Origin of the sequence: Flavobacterium sp. ZB4P23 (assembly GCF_003970375.1) — a bacterium.
Taxonomy (GTDB): Bacteria; Bacteroidota; Bacteroidia; order Flavobacteriales; family Flavobacteriaceae; genus Flavobacterium.
Map to the genome: position 1 here is coordinate 29979 of NZ_RYDK01000005.1, position 16104 is coordinate 46082.

The following is a 16104-nucleotide window of genomic DNA, read 5'->3' on the forward strand; positions in this document are numbered from 1 at the left end:
TTTAATTTGCAATCAAATCCAATATTTTCTATAATGACAAATATCACCCGCCTTTTTGATTTCCCTTATTATCAGCAAGAAAAATACAATTCCATTCCGGATGCTTTAACAACAAAGCAAAATGGAGTTTGGATCAAAACATCTACACAGGAATATATCGCTAAAGCCAATGCCGTTTCGAGAGCACTACTCCGAATGGGTGTTCAAAAAGACGATAAAATTGCTATCATCTCTTCTAATAACAGAACCGAATGGAATATTATGGATATTGGTGTGTTGCAAACCGGCGCACAAACCGTTCCCATTTATCCTACCATTTCAGAAGAAGATTACGAATATATTCTGAACCATTCCGGTTCTATGTACTGTTTCGTATCGGATGCCGAAGTGCTTCGAAAAGTAAACCTCATCAAACATAAAGTTCCTACACTCAAAGAAGTATATTCCTTCAACGAAATAGAAGGTTGCACCAACTGGAATGAATTACTGATTCTTGGCGTAGACAACGGAAACCAAAACGAAGTGGAACAACGCAAAAATAACGTAAAAACTGAAGATTTAGCCACAATAATCTATACTTCCGGAACAACGGGAAGACCAAAAGGAGTCATGCTTTCGCATAAAAACATTGTATCGAATGTTTTAGACAGTGCTTCGAGAATTCCGTTTGAAGCCGGAAAAAGCCGTGCTTTAAGCTTCCTTCCTATTTGCCATATTTTTGAAAGAATGATTTTGTATTTATACCAATATTACGGAGTTTCAGTATATTTTGGCGAATCAATTGATAAAATTAGTGACAATCTAAAAGAAGTAAGACCAACAGTAATTACTGCCGTTCCGAGACTTTTAGAGAAAGTATACGATAAAATATACGCTAAAGGAACGGAGTTAACCGGTGTCAAAAAGAAACTATTTTTTTGGGCGATTGACTTAGGTTTAATCTATGAGCCGTATGGCAAAAATGGTTTTTGGTATGAATTACAACTCAAAATTGCCCGCAAACTGATTTTTAGTAAATGGAAGGAAGGTTTGGGTGGAAACCTCGATTTAATGGTTTCCGGAAGCGCTGCTTTGCAACCAAGACTAGCCCGCATTTTTGCCGCTGCCGAAATCCCAGTTATGGAAGGCTACGGATTGACCGAGACCTCTCCGGTAATCTCTGTAAATGATATTAGAAATGGTGGTTTCAGAGTGGGAACGGTGGGTAAAGTAATTGATAATGTGGAAGTGTTAATTGCTGAAGACGGCGAAATCCTTTGTAAAGGACCAAACGTAATGATGGGCTATTACAAAGATGAGAAATTGACCAATGAAGTAATAACTGACGGCTATTTTCACACTGGTGATATTGGAATTTTTGACGAAGACGGATTCTTAAAAATCACGGATCGTAAGAAAGAAATGTTCAAAACCTCAGGTGGTAAATATATTGCCCCACAATTAATCGAAAATACGATGAAACAATCGCGTTTCATTGAACAAATTATGGTTATTGGTGACGGTCAAAAAATGCCGGCTGCCTTTATTCAGCCGAGTTTTGATTTCATCAAAGAATGGGCCGTTATCCACGGAATCAACATAGGAAAAAGCAATGAAGAAATAATTGCCAACGAAAAAGTAATCGAAAGAATCCAATTGGAAATTGACAATCTGAACGAAAAATTTGGAAATTGGGAGAAGATAAAACGTTTTGAGCTAACGCCGGATTTATGGTCTGTGGAAGGTGGACAGCTTACGCCAACCCTGAAACTAAAACGAAAAATAGTAATGGAAAAATACATTGATTTATTCCATAAAATCTACAACTAGCCGTTATGAAACTAAAAGTCTTGATTTACTCCGTTGTCAGTGTGTTCTTTTTTTCTAATTGTCAGGAAAAACCAAAGGAAGATTCCATAAAAGCAAATTATTTAGATTTCTCCAAACGGGACGACCAACTCACAGGCGGCATCAAAATGATTCCGATTCATACGCCAAAAGGCACGTTTAAAGTCTGGACCAAACGAGTGGGCAATAATCCTAAAATAAAGGTGTTGTTGCTACACGGCGGTCCAGGTTTGACCCATGAATTATACGAGGCCTTTGACGGTTATTTTCCCAACGAAAGCATTGAATACATTTATTACGATCAGTTAGGCTCGTATTACAGCGACCAACCCAACGACAACAGTTTGTGGACCAATGAACGTTTTGTGGAGGAAGTCGAGCAAGTGCGCATCGCATTAGGCTTGGACAGTTCTAATTTTTACCTGATGGGACAATCTTGGGGCGGAATCCTAGCAATGGAATACGCTTTGAAATACCAAAAAAACCTGAAAGGATTAATTATCTCAAATATGATGGCGAGTGCTCAGGAATATAACGCTTACGCAAAAGACGTTCTGGCACCGCAAATGGATTCTAAAATCCTAAAGCAATTACAGGATATCGAAAAAAATAATGATTTTGATAATCCAAAATACAGCGAATTACTGTTCAAACATTACTACACGGAACATATTTTGAGAATGCCACTCGAAAAATGGCCAGAATCCATCAACAGATGTTTCAAGCACATTAATCCTAATGTATATGTTTTTATGCAAGGCCACAGTGAATTTGGCATCACTGGAAATGCCTCCCTTAAAAATTGGGATGTCAAAGCCAGACTAAAAACCCTTACTGTTCCAACCTTGAGTATTGGTTCTAAATACGATACTATGGATCCCGAACACATGAAATGGATTGCTAACGAAGTCCAAAACGGACGTTTCTTGTTTTGTCCTAACGGAAGTCACCTTTCACAATACGATGACCCAAAAACCTATTTTCCGGGTGTGATTAAGTTCTTGAAAGATGTGGATAAAGGGGAGTTTAAGAAGGGTTAAATAAAAGATACTATAAAAAACCACGAATTGATTTTCGTGGTTTTTTGGTTTTTAGTCGAGAACAATAAACTCAAAAATCAAATTTAACGATAGTAAACTACTTATTACGTAAATCCATAATCCCAACAATTAAATTAAAATCCCCAATCATTCTCCTCAGCAGGATTTGCGTAAGGGATGGAAGTGGCATCCCACGCTTTTTAGCGTGGATACAACGTACAGCCCGACCCGGAGTTTTTACGCAGGGATACGACCAAAAAATTAATTACTCTTAAAAAAAGAGTATAATCTCCTCTATTTCAGTGGAGATTTTTTATATTTAATGCTTTTTAACAAAAAAATGTTTTAATATATTATGCGTGCATAGTATTTTTTATTATATTTGAAAACGATATAGTTACTTATGAAAGATAAAACGATAGATTATATTTTACGTGCCACCTGGCAAGCAGTGGCCAGAATGTATAATGAAGAAGCTTCGAAATACGATGCGAGCATGGCTACTGGGTTCGCTTTATTGAGTATTGATAAGGAAGGTGGGACGCCATCGACCTCATTAGGACCAAAAATGGGAATGGAAGCTACCAGCTTAACCAGAACCCTTAAATCTATGGAGGAAAAAGGCTTGATTATTCGCAAGAAAAATCCAGTGGATGGCCGTGGAGTATTGATTTACCTCACGGATTTTGGTAAAGAAAAAAGAGAATTGTCAAAAAATACGGTGTTGAAATTCAATGAAACGGTGAAACAAACTATTTCGGAAGAGAAACTGCAGCACTTTATTGAAGTTGCAGAAGCCATCAATGAATTAATTCAAGAGAAAAATATATTTACGCACACGAGCGCCAGCGAACTGGCGGAACAAACTGAAAAAACAGCGAATGACACCGCCAAAATTGAAATCCTTCAATAAAAATAGCGCTGTCATTTTCTAATGAAAATCAAATATTATTTATATGAAACGCACAATTAAAAAAGTTGCAGTGATTGGATCCGGAATTATGGGTTCAGGAATTGCTTGTCATTTTGCTAACATTGGAGTTGAAGTTCTGTTATTAGATATTGTTCCAAGAGAACTTACCGAAGCGGAAGCTAAAAAAGGACTGACTTTAGAAAGCAAAATCGTTAGAAACCGATTGGTAAATGAGCATTTGGCCAATTCCCTGAAATCGAAACCCTCTCCTATTTACAATCCAAAATTTGCCAGCAGAATTACTACTGGAAATACCACAGATGACATGGCGAAAATCGCTACTGTGGATTGGATTATTGAAGTTGTTGTAGAACGGTTAGACATCAAGAAAATGGTTTTTGAACAAATTGAAAAATTCAGAAAACCGGGAACTCTAGTAACTTCAAACACATCTGGAATTCCAATTCACTTTATGAGTGAAGGACGAAGCGACGATTTCCAAAAGCATTTCTGCGGGACACACTTTTTTAACCCTGCGCGTTATTTGAAATTATTCGAAATCATTCCTGGCCCGCACACAGCATCGGAAGTTTTGGATTTTCTTACGGATTATGGATCCAAATTCTTGGGTAAAACTTCGGTCGTGGCCAAAGATACTCCAGCGTTTATTGGAAACCGAATCGGGATTTATGGGATTCAAAGTTTGTTTCATTTAGTTAAAGAAATGGGATTGACGATTGAAGAAGTGGATAAATTGACCGGTCCAGTTATTGGAAGACCAAAATCAGCTACTTTCAGAACTGTTGACGTAGTTGGATTGGATACTTTGGTGCACGTTGCCAACGGAATCTACGAAAATTGTCCGAATGACGAGCAACACGATTTGTTTAAATTGCCGGATTTTGTCAACAAAATGATGGAGAACAAATGGTTGGGAAGCAAAACTGGTCAAGGTTTTTATAAAAAAGTAGACAAGGATATTTTATCATTGGATTTAGATACTTTAGAATATCGTCCGGCTAAAAGAGCGTCTTTCGCCACTTTAGAACTGACAAAAACGATTGATAAACCTATTGACCGTTTTAAAGTTTTGGTAAAAGGAAAAGATAAAGCAGGCGAATTTTACCGTAAAAGTTTTGCGGGAATGTTTGCTTACGTTTCCAACAGAATTCCTGAAATTTCAGATGAATTATACAAGATTGACGATGCCATGAAAGCCGGTTTTGGATGGGAAAATGGTCCTTTCGAAATTTGGGACGCCATTGGTGTTGCCAAAGGAATCGAAATGATGAAAGCGGAAGGCCTTGAACCAGCTGCTTGGGTAACTGATATGCTTGTTAATGGAACTAAAAGTTTCTATTCAATAAAAGAAGGTGCTACTTATTTTTATGATATTCCAACAAAATCTGCAACTAAGGTTCCTGGTCAGGATGCCTTTATTATCCTGAACAACATACGCGAAAGCAAAAAAGTGTGGAGCAATAGCGGCGCTATTATTCAAGATTTAGGAGATGGAATTTTGAACTTAGAATTCCAGTCTAAAATGAATACGATTGGTGGCGATGTTTTACAGGCGATCAACAAAGCGATTGACTTATCTGAAAAAGAATATCAAGGATTGGTTATTGGAAATCAGGCAGCGAATTTCTCTGTGGGTGCTAACATAGGAATGATTTTCATGATGGCCGTCGAGCAAGAATACGACGAGCTGAATATGGCCATCAAAATGTTCCAAGACACAATGATGCGCGTGCGCTACTCCGGAATTCCAGTTGTGGTTGCGCCACACGGAATGACTTTTGGCGGTGGTTGCGAAATGAGCTTACACGCTGATAAAGTTGTTGCTGCAGCCGAAACGTATATGGGATTAGTAGAATTTGGCGTTGGAGTTATTCCTGGCGGTGGCGGATCTAAAGAGATGGCATTGCGTGCTGCAGATTTATTCCATAAAAATGATGTGGAGTTGAACGTATTGCAAGAATATTTCTTGACGATCGCTATGGCAAAAGTATCTACTTCAGGTTACGAAGCTTTTGATACCGGACTTTTACAACACGGAAAAGATATCATCGTTGTGAATAAAGACCGTCAGATTGCTGAAGCAAAGAAACACGCTTTATTAATGGCAGAAGCAGGTTACACACAACCAATTCGCAGAAGCGACGTAAAAGTTCTTGGAAAACAAGCTTTGGGAATGTTCTTAGTAGGAACAGACCAAATGGAAGCCGGAAAATACATCTCGGAACACGACAAGAAAATCGCTAACAAACTAGCTTATGTTATGGCTGGTGGAGATTTATCAGAACCAACTTTAGTAACCGAACAATATTTATTGGATCTGGAACGTGAAGCATTCTTATCTCTTTGTACAGAAAGAAAAACATTAGAAAGAATCCAGTTTATGTTAACCAAAGGGAAACCGTTACGCAATTAGAAAATAGAACAAGGAGAATAGAATATAGATTAAAAACAAAATTTAAAGTCTATTATTTATTCTCTATATTCTCAACTCTTAAAAAAAAAAAAATGAAAACAGCCTATATAGTAAAAGCATACAGAACAGCCGTGGGGAAAGCCCCAAAAGGCGTGTTTAGATTTAAACGTCCTGATGAATTGGCAGCAGAAACCATTCAGTTTATGATGAATGAGTTGCCTGATTTTGACAAAAAACGTATCGATGACGTGATGGTAGGAAATGCCATGCCAGAAGCAGAACAAGGACTAAACGTGGGACGATTAATTTCCTTAATGGGATTGAAAATCGAAGATGTACCAGGTGTAACCGTAAACCGTTATTGCGCGTCAGGATTAGAAACAATTGGTATGGCTACAGCCAAAATTCAATCGGGAATGGCAGATTGTATTATTGCCGGTGGTGCCGAGAGCATGAGTTTTATTCCAATGGGAGGGTACAAACCAACTCCGGATTATGCTGTTGCAAAAGCGGGGAACGAAGATTACTATTGGGGAATGGGGCTAACTGCAGAAGCTGTTGCCAAACAATTCAATGTGTCTCGTGCAGACCAAGATGAGTTTGCTTACAACTCACACCTGAAAGCTCTTAAAGCACAAGCCGAAGGCAAATTTGACAAACAAATTGTTCCTATTACGGTAGAACAAACATTTATCAATGAAAATGGTAAAAAAGAAACCAAATCCTATATCGTAAATAAAGATGAAGGCCCGAGAGCTGGAACTTCAGTAGAAGCTTTGGCTGGTTTACGTCCTGTTTTTGAAGAAGGCGGAAGTGTAACTGCCGGGAATTCTTCTCAAATGAGTGACGGAGCCGCTTTTGTTCTAATCATGAGCGAAGAAATGGTTAAGGAACTGAACCTTACTCCTATTGCTCGTTTGGTGAACTTCGCTTCGGCAGGAGTAGAACCAAGATTAATGGGAATTGGCCCGGTAAAAGCGATTCCAAAAGCATTGAAACAAGCAGGATTAACATTAAATGATGTTGATTTAATTGAATTAAACGAAGCTTTTGCATCACAATCGTTAGCCGTAATTCGTGAATTAGGATTGAATCCTGATATCGTAAACGTCAACGGTGGAGCAATTGCAATGGGACATCCACTGGGCTGTACCGGAGCAAAACTGTCTGTTCAACTCTTCGACGAAATGAAAAAAAGAGGCAACAAATACGGAATTGTGAGTATGTGTGTGGGAACTGGACAAGGAACTGCTGGGGTTTACGAACTTTTGTAGTCAAAGATTTCCATCCGTTTGTCATTCCGACAAAGAAGGAATCTTTACTATTAATGCAGAATTAGCTACTGAGATTCCTCCTTGTTTGGAATGACAATATTGACAATTCAATTTATAAATAAAATTCATCATTTAAAATAACAAGAAATGGCAGATACAATTGAAAAAAACGTAACCCGTGGCGGTCAGTTTTTAGTTAAACAAACAAAGTGCGAAGATATCTTTACACCAGAAGATTTTTCAGAAGAGCAATTAATGATGCGTGACTCTGTAAAAGAATTTGTAGATAAAGAATTGTGGGCACACAAAGATCGTTTTGAGAAAAAGGATTATGCGTATACACAAGAAACCATGAAAAAAGCTGGGGACTTAGGACTTTTAGGAGTTGCTGTACCTGAAGCTTATGGTGGATTAGGAATGGGATTTGTATCAACAATGTTGGTTTGTGATTATATTTCGGGAGCAACAGGTTCATTTTCAACTGCTTTTGGAGCACATACCGGAATTGGGACTATGCCAATAACTTTGTACGGAACAGAAGAACAAAAGCAAAAATACGTTCCTAAATTAGCTTCTGGCGAATGGTTTGGAGCCTATTGTTTAACAGAGCCAGGCGCAGGATCTGATGCTAATTCTGGAAAAACAAAAGCTGTTTTATCAGAAGATGGTACACATTACAAAATCACAGGACAAAAAATGTGGATTTCAAACGCTGGATTTTGTTCATTGTTTATCGTTTTTGCCCGTATTGGTGATGATAAAAATATCACTGGTTTTATCCTAGAAAACACAGCTGATAACGGAATATCAATGGGCGAAGAAGAGCATAAATTAGGAATACGTGCTTCCTCTACGCGTCAGGTTTTCTTTAATGAAACAAAAGTTCCTGTAGAAAACATGTTGTCCGAAAGAGGAAACGGTTTCAAAATTGCCATGAACGCTTTGAATGTAGGTCGCATCAAATTAGCAGCTGCTTGTTTGGATGCACAGCGCAGAGTTATTTCAGGTTCAGTGAAATATGCTAATGAAAGAATCCAGTTCAATACTGCAATTTCTCAGTTTGGTGCTATCCGTGCAAAACTAGCAGAAATGGCTACAAGTTGTTACGCTGGAGAAAGCGCTTCCTACCGCGCTGCAAAAGATATTGAAGACAGAATTATAGCTCGTGAAGCCGAAGGAGTTTCACATCAGGAAGCAGAATTGAAAGGCGTTGAAGAATATGCTATTGAATGTTCAATCCTTAAAGTAGCCGTTTCTGAAGATGTACAAAATTGTGCTGATGAAGGAATTCAAATTTTTGGCGGAATGGGATTCTCTGAGGACACTCCGATGGAAAGTGCTTGGAGAGATGCCAGAATTGCCCGTATTTACGAAGGAACTAACGAAATCAACAGAATGCTTTCAGTAGGGATGCTGATTAAAAAAGCGATGAAAGGTCACGTTGATTTACTTGGACCTGCATCAAAAGTACAAGAAGAATTAATGGGAATTCCTTCTTTTGAAACCCCTGATTATTCTGAATTGTTTGCAGAAGAAAAAGAAATGATTGGCAAATTAAAAAAAGCATTCTTAATGGTAGCCGGTGGAGCTGTTCAAAAATACGGTCCGGATTTAGATGCACACCAACAGTTATTGATGGCCGCTTCAGATATTTTAATCGAAATCTATATGGCTGAAAGCACAATCCTTAGAACGGAGAAGTTAGCCAAAAAAGAAGGAGAAACTAAAGTACAAGAGCAAATTGCAATGGCCAAATTATACTTGTATAAAGCCGTAGATATTGTTACTCAAAAAGGAAAAGAAAGTGTTATTTCCTTTGCTGAAGGCGATGAACAACGTATGATGTTGATGGGACTACGTCGTTTTACTAAATATACAAATATGCCAAATGTTGTAGGATTAAGAGAAACAATAACGGTTAAATTAGTAGCTGAAAATGAATATTGTTTTTAATTACAAAAAAAAATACTGCTTTAATTGATACAAAAACCACTCGCAACTGCGGGTGGTTTTTTGCTTTTATAGCAATAAGATATAAATAGAAATACAAACTACTTCATTTTATTACCTATATTTATCCTCTATCACTATTTAATTTCTTTTTAATGAATAAAAAAACAAGCTTATTTCTACTCGCATTTTCTTTTATTTCCACCATTTATGGACAGGAAAAGCCGAAATGGGATGTCGCAAAACCTGGAAAAGAATTCAATTACAAGGCCCATAAATTTACCACATCCGAAGGAACTTGGATGAACCTCGATGTGAGTCCAGACGGGAAAACTATCGTTTTTGATCTCTTGGGAGATATTTACCAAATGCCTATAACAGGCGGAACAGCAAAAATACTTCGTTCCGGTATTCCTTTTGAAGTACAACCCAGATTCAGTCCTGACGGAAAACACATTTCGTTCACTAGCGATGCTGGTGGTGGCGATAATATTTGGTTCATGAAAGCCGATGGAAGTGAAGTGAAACAAATCACTAAGGAAAATTTTCAACTACTGAACAATGCGACTTGGATGCCCAACGGCAATTATCTGGTAGCAAGAAAACACTTTACATCAAGCCGTTCTCTTGGCGCTGGTGAAATGTGGCAATACCACATTAGCGGTGGTAGTGGCGTACAATTGACCAAACGAAAAAACGACCAGCAAGATGTTAACGAACCTGTAATTTCTCCTGATGGCAAATACATGTATTACAGTGAAGACGTTTCTCCCGGTGGTTATTTCAAATACAATAAAGATCCTAACAGTGAAATCTATGCTATCAATCGCTATGATTTTGAAACGGGAGAAACAGAAAAAATTACGGGTGGTCCGGGAGGCGCCGCTCGACCACAAATTTCAAGAGATGGTAAACTGTTAGCGTATGTAAAACGAGTGCGTACCGCAACGGTTTTGTATGTTCATAATTTAGAAACAGGTGAAGAAGGTCCCGTTTATGATAAACTTAACAAAGATCAACAAGCCGCTTGGGCTTTGTTTGGTGTGTATCCTAATTTCAATTGGATGCCCAACAATGAGGATATTATAATTTGGACCGGAGGTAAAATTCAAAAAATAAATACAAAAACAAATCAGGTAACACAGATTCCTTTCACAGCCGATGTCGCTATTGACATTGCAGATCGGGTACATTCTGATACTCCAATAACTGACAATGACTTTACAGTAAAAATGATCCGTGATGCTGTAACCGCTCCCGATGGAAAAACAGTAGTCTTTAGAGCTTTAGGATATTTATGGACTAAAAGCTTGCCTAATGGAAGTCCAAAACGATTGACTACAGATACTGATTTTGAAGCAGAACCTACTTTTACCGCTAATGGTAAAGAGATAATTTATGTTAGTTGGAACGACACAAATTTAGGCGCTATCAGAAAAATTAATTTAGAAAGTAAAAAATCTGTTAAATTAACCTCTGAAAAAGGAATTTACAGAACACCAAGTCTCTCTCCTGACCAAAAAACAATTGTCTACTTCAAGGAAGGCGGAAATATGGATCAAGGTTTTGCTTTTTCAAAAAAACCAGGGATTTACACCATGAATGTTACAGGTGGCAAATCAAAATTTATTACCTCAAAAGGAGAATATCCTGTGTTTACTAAAGAAGGAAATCGTATTTTCTTCCAAACTGGGGGAGTCTTTTTTGGGGATTTAACCAAAGAACTCAAAAGTGTTGACCTTAACGGAAAAGAAGAACGCACCCATATTAAATCCAAATATGCTAACCGATTGGTGCCAAGTCCAGACAATCAGTGGATCGCTTTCACCCATTTACACAAAGCTTATGTGGCTCCATTAAACATCAACGGCCAAGAAGTAGATTTGGACGAAAAAACTACGAATGTACCTGTGTCAGAATTGTCAAAAGAGGCTGGAATTAATTTACATTGGTCTCCCAATAGCAAAAACGTGATGTGGATGTTAGGCAATACTTATTTTTCGAATGCCGTAAAAAACAGATTTACTTTTTTACCGGATTCACCTGAAAAAGTTGAAAAACCATCTGATATAGGTATTAAAATAGATTTAAAATCAAAAGTTGATAAACCAAAAGGCAGAATTGCCCTGACGAATGCTCGTATCATCACTATGGACGGCGACAAAGTGATTGAAAACGGTAGTATAATAATCAATGAAAATCGGATTGAGGCCATTGGTAATGCAAGTGACATTCGTATTCCTGAAACGGCTATGGTTTATGACCTGACTGGTAAAACTATTATGCCCGGAATGGTAGATGCTCATGCCCATGTAGGTGCTTTTCGTTATGGATTAACCACCCAACAAAATTGGCCTTTCTATGCAAATTTAGCCTTTGGAGTAACGACATCGCATGATCCGTCTTCTAACACGGAATCTATTTTTACCCTTTCGGAAATGGTAAAAAGTGGTGCCATTGTAGGACCCCGAATATATTCAACCGGATTTATTTTGTACGGTGCTGAAGGAGACTTTAAAGCAATTGTCAATACTATTGATGACGCTCGTTTTGCAGTAAAACGGACCAAAGTTTTTGGAGCACTTTCTGTAAAAAGCTATAATCAACCAAGACGTGACCAACGTCAACAGGTATTGCAAGCGGCCAGAGAAGAAGAAATTAATGTGGTACCAGAAGGCGGCTCGACATTCTTTACTAACATGACCATGGTGATTGACGGTCATACCGGAGTGGAGCATAATATACCGGTGGCACCCGTTTATAAAGATGTACTCGAACTTTGGGGTACAAGTAAAGTAGGATATACTCCTACCCTAATTGTAAATTATGGCGGATTGAATGCCGAATATTATTGGTATCAAAAAACGAATGTTTGGGAAAACAAAAAACTACTCCAATTCACCCCAAGGGCAGTAATTGATTCCCGCTCGAGATACCGCATGATGGCTCCTGATGAAGAGTATGAAAACGATCATATTTTGACATCTAAAACCGTAAAAACGCTTGCTGACAATGGCGTAAAAGTCAATATGGGAGCACACGGACAGTTGCAAGGAATGGGAGCACACTGGGAATTATGGAGTATACAGCAAGGTGGAATGAGCAATTTAGAAAGTTTGAAAACAGCCACCATTAATGCAGCCAATTATATCGGAGCCGGAAAAGACATTGGTTCATTAGAAACCGGAAAATTGGCTGACATTTTAGTTTTGGATAAAAACCCATTAGAAAATATCCAAAACTCCAATACGTTATTGTATACCATCGCAAATGGCCGAATGTACGAATCCGAAACAATGAATGAAATAGGTAACGAACCTAAAAAAAGAGAAAATTTTTATTGGGAAAACAACGCATACAATGCTAATTTCCCATGGCATGAGGAGTCCAATAGCTTTATGCATCAACAATGTTGTAGTTCTGGCTTTAGCCACAACTAAGAATTAATTTTAAACTAAAAAAACCATTCGCAAAACGAATGGTTTTTTTAGTTTAAATTCAACTTGTTAAAAAAGCAACTAATTACTTCATTTTTAAATACTTGTTAATTTCAGGATATGCCAATTCAAAATGAAATTTATATAATTTCCGTAAAAAAAATAGATATTCAAAATATCATTGTAGGTAAAACAAATCAAATTTTAAGTCTTTATTAACCCAAGTCGGTCTATTAATGATTATTTTTATACAAATATTTAATCCCTATTTAAGACTAACAAATAAATTATGGAAAATAATAATACACGAAGAAATTTTTTAAAAAAAACGGCCCTATTGTCTACAGGTACAATTATTGGCTCTGGATTATTCAATGCTGCATTTGCTGCCCAGCCAGTACTGCAAATTGACAATCAACCCTATGAAGCAGCTTTCACAGATACTCCTGGAACCTACAGTCTTCCTAAATTAGGTTATAGCTATAATGAATTAGAGCCTCATATTGATAAAGCTACAATGGAAATTCACTACAGCAAACACCATCAAGCTTATGTGACAAATTTGAATAAAGCCATTGATACTTTGGATAAAAACTTAATTGATTATTCAAAATCTTTAGAAAGTATCTTTGAAAAAATGTCTAAATTCCCAGAAGCCATTCGGAATAACGGAGGCGGACATTACAATCACAGCTTGTTTTGGAGTTTAATGAAACCTAATGGTGGTGGTATTCCAAAAGGCAAATTGGCAGCAGCCATAACCACAACTTTTGGTTCTTTTGATGAATTCAAGAAACAATTTAGTGATGCATCTATGAAAAGATTTGGTTCCGGTTGGGCCTGGTTAGTGGTGCAAGACGGAAAATTAGTAATAGGTTCTACGGCAAACCAAGACAATCCTTTGATGCGATTACGAGGGAAGGGACTTAAAGGAAAACCCGTTTTAGCTTTAGATGTCTGGGAACATGCGTATTATCTTAAAAATCAAAACCGAAGAGCTGATTATATAAACTCTTTTTGGAATGTAGTTGATTGGGATGCCGCCGAAAACTTATTTAATTCTTAAAAAACAATAAAAACCCTGAATTAAAAAGTAGGATTCCGGGTTTTTTATTTAAAAAAAAGGGGCCTCTGAGACTTCATTTTTTAATAATTATTCGTTAGAAATCCGTACTGTTCAAAATTAAAAAAACCAATACTAATTAAAAGTAATATCTGTGTTAAACTAAAAAACAGAAGTTAAAATTACGAAAAAAAGTATAGCTTTGTACCTTCAAATTAAAGCAATGATTAACCCTTCAGCATCAGGTTGGATAGATAAATTTTTTATTGAACAAAAGTTTTCAAAAGAAACGGTTTCAAAAACTACCGATATATTTTATCAAAAAGTTAGAGAAACAGGTTTTATATATGGCCATATCATTGCATTTGAAACTGTAGCACCTATTGAAACTAAGGGTTGGTTCAAAGAAGAGATTTCAAAAGTCGCACTTTTAAATACTTTGCATGCAGTTTTTTGTTTAACAAATGAAAATATCAGCCCTGATAATTTCATTAAACAAGCCGTTACTTTTTACAATCAAATGAATCCTCAAGGCTTTAACCTATTTAAAAAAATACTGCCAAAGAATTCTCCTGCTTTAACTTTAGAAAAAATAATTGATGAGCGTGTTCAAACAAATGATAGCATCATCAGTAAAAATTTTTCTCACCTAGTAACTAATGCCTTACTGTTTATTGATGTCTTGGCCTTTCGCCAATACTTAATTCATGGTGAAATTCCGGAAAAGTATTTAAAAAAGATCGAGGAAACTATTGTAAATGTGGTCACACTTGCTTTAAAAATTAAAACAAAAAAATCTCAATACGATGATTTATTAATCAAGCTTTTTGAAGCTTCTATTCGCTACAGTAAATTCTCTAAGGTGTCAGTACAAAGCTTAGAGACACTTGAACTAGATTATTTTTCAAATGACTTAGAAAAATACTATTTGATAGATCTTGCAGGAATGGCTTTATGGAGTGATGGAGAAATTGAAGATAATGAAGCTTATTTTTTGCATTCACTGGCTAAAACGGTTTCGATCCCGGATGGTTTTTCGGATGAAAGTATCCGCAATACGAATGCCTTTATTACGAAACATAAAAAGGAAATTCCTTATTTTAATTATTCAAATCCAGTAAAACATTTTTATGCCCAAACGACTCAAAGTGTGGTCACACTGATTAGTCGTAATAAGAACAGATTGTCTAAGGAAATCGCACAAAGTAAGGAGTTAATGGTACTATTAGCCTACTCTACTCGCAGGGATTTAGACGAGAAAGAGAAGAAAAAAGTCAAGAAACAATTACTGGAAATTTGCAAAACCATTCCGTCGTTGACTATATTCCTTCTTCCTGGCGGTAGCTTATTGCTGCCTATTTTAATTAAATTTATACCTCAACTACTACCCTCCGCTTTTAACGAAAATCTTGATGACGAATAATAAAAGCCGCTAAAAGCGGCTTTTATTTATTACAAATTTTGGGGATTAAAATTTCAACTGATAGACTTCATCCAAATCTTTTTCGGAACTGATATTCACCTCTAAATCCGTTACAAAACCGGAATTAAGACCATAAGCCCATCCGTGTAAGGTTAAGTCCTGACCATTTCGCCATGCTGCCTGAACAATTGAAGTTTTAGCCAAATCATAAACTTGTTCTTTAACATTCAATTCTACAAAAGTGTTGAATCGCTCTGTTTCATCTAAAATAGAATCTAAGTAGGCACTGTGCAAACGATAGACATCTTTTATGTGACGAATCCAGTTGTCAATGATACCAATAGAATCATTACCCATAGCTGCTTTGACACCGCCGCAACCATAATGTCCGCATACCAGTACATGTTTTACTTTCAATACATTTACTGCGTAATCCAGTACACTCAACATATTCATATCTGAATGAACCACCATATTAGCAATATTTCTATGAACAAAAACTTCGCCTGGTTTAGCTCCTATAATTTCATTTGCAGGAACCCTGCTGTCAGAACAGCCTATCCATAATAAGGGTGGTGTTTGCCCTTTGGCCAGGTCTTCAAAATAATTAGGATCAGAAGCCAAAGATGTTTCTACCCATTTTTCATTATTTTCCAGTATTTTTTTATAAAAATCACTCATAATCGTTGTGTACTTATTTTGTTTATATCCTTACTTAGTGACAAATTAATGCTTTGTAAAGG

General features: G+C 36.9%; 10 protein-coding genes. 9 read left to right on the plus strand and 1 reads right to left on the minus strand.

Translation table 11 applies throughout. The features are described 5' to 3' along the window. Window positions 1–33: 33 nt before the first annotated feature. The 9 genes from EKL99_RS09380 (at window position 34) to EKL99_RS09420 (ending at window position 15361) form a co-directional block, all read left to right on the plus strand. A complete protein-coding gene (locus EKL99_RS09380) occupies window positions 34–1809 on the plus strand; it encodes a long-chain fatty acid--CoA ligase (protein WP_126460681.1) in 1776 nt (591 codons plus the stop codon). 5 nt (window positions 1810–1814) lie between these two features. Further along, window positions 1815–2867, plus strand: a complete 1053-nt coding sequence (locus EKL99_RS09385) for a proline iminopeptidase-family hydrolase (RefSeq protein ID WP_126515481.1) — start codon at window positions 1815–1817, stop codon at window positions 2865–2867. A gap of 403 nt (window positions 2868–3270) precedes the next feature. After that, window positions 3271–3780 (plus strand): MarR family winged helix-turn-helix transcriptional regulator, encoded by a 510-nt coding sequence (locus EKL99_RS09390; protein WP_231507419.1) that lies wholly within the window; start codon window positions 3271–3273, stop codon window positions 3778–3780. Between the two features lie 43 nt (window positions 3781–3823). Further along, window positions 3824–6214, plus strand: coding sequence for a 3-hydroxyacyl-CoA dehydrogenase/enoyl-CoA hydratase family protein (locus EKL99_RS09395; RefSeq protein ID WP_126568312.1), 2391 nt, complete (start codon window positions 3824–3826; stop codon window positions 6212–6214). A gap of 92 nt (window positions 6215–6306) precedes the next feature. Beyond that, window positions 6307–7488: an acetyl-CoA C-acyltransferase gene (locus tag EKL99_RS09400; protein ID WP_126460675.1), complete on the plus strand. Its 1182-nt coding sequence runs from the start codon at window positions 6307–6309 to the stop codon at window positions 7486–7488. A gap of 147 nt (window positions 7489–7635) precedes the next feature. Next, window positions 7636–9441 (plus strand): acyl-CoA dehydrogenase family protein, encoded by a 1806-nt coding sequence (locus EKL99_RS09405; RefSeq protein WP_126556028.1) that lies wholly within the window; start codon window positions 7636–7638, stop codon window positions 9439–9441. Window positions 9442–9593: 152 nt separating this feature from the next. After that, the gene (locus EKL99_RS09410) at window positions 9594–12878 is read left to right on the plus strand and encodes an amidohydrolase family protein (protein WP_126576837.1); all 3285 of its coding nucleotides are present in this window, start codon (window positions 9594–9596) and stop codon (window positions 12876–12878) included. A 403-nt stretch (window positions 12879–13281) separates the two neighbouring features. Continuing rightward, window positions 13282–13941, plus strand: a complete 660-nt coding sequence (locus EKL99_RS09415; RefSeq protein ID WP_231507424.1) for a superoxide dismutase — start codon at window positions 13282–13284, stop codon at window positions 13939–13941. 220 nt (window positions 13942–14161) lie between these two features. After that, window positions 14162–15361: an LETM1-related biofilm-associated protein gene (locus EKL99_RS09420; RefSeq protein ID WP_126460662.1), complete on the plus strand. Its 1200-nt coding sequence runs from the start codon at window positions 14162–14164 to the stop codon at window positions 15359–15361. 45 nt (window positions 15362–15406) lie between these two features. Here EKL99_RS09420 and can read toward each other — a convergent pair whose 3' ends face one another. After that, window positions 15407–16042, minus strand: a complete 636-nt coding sequence (gene can, locus EKL99_RS09425; protein ID WP_126561731.1) for a carbonate dehydratase — start codon at window positions 16040–16042, stop codon at window positions 15407–15409. Window positions 16043–16104: the final 62 nt, after the last annotated feature.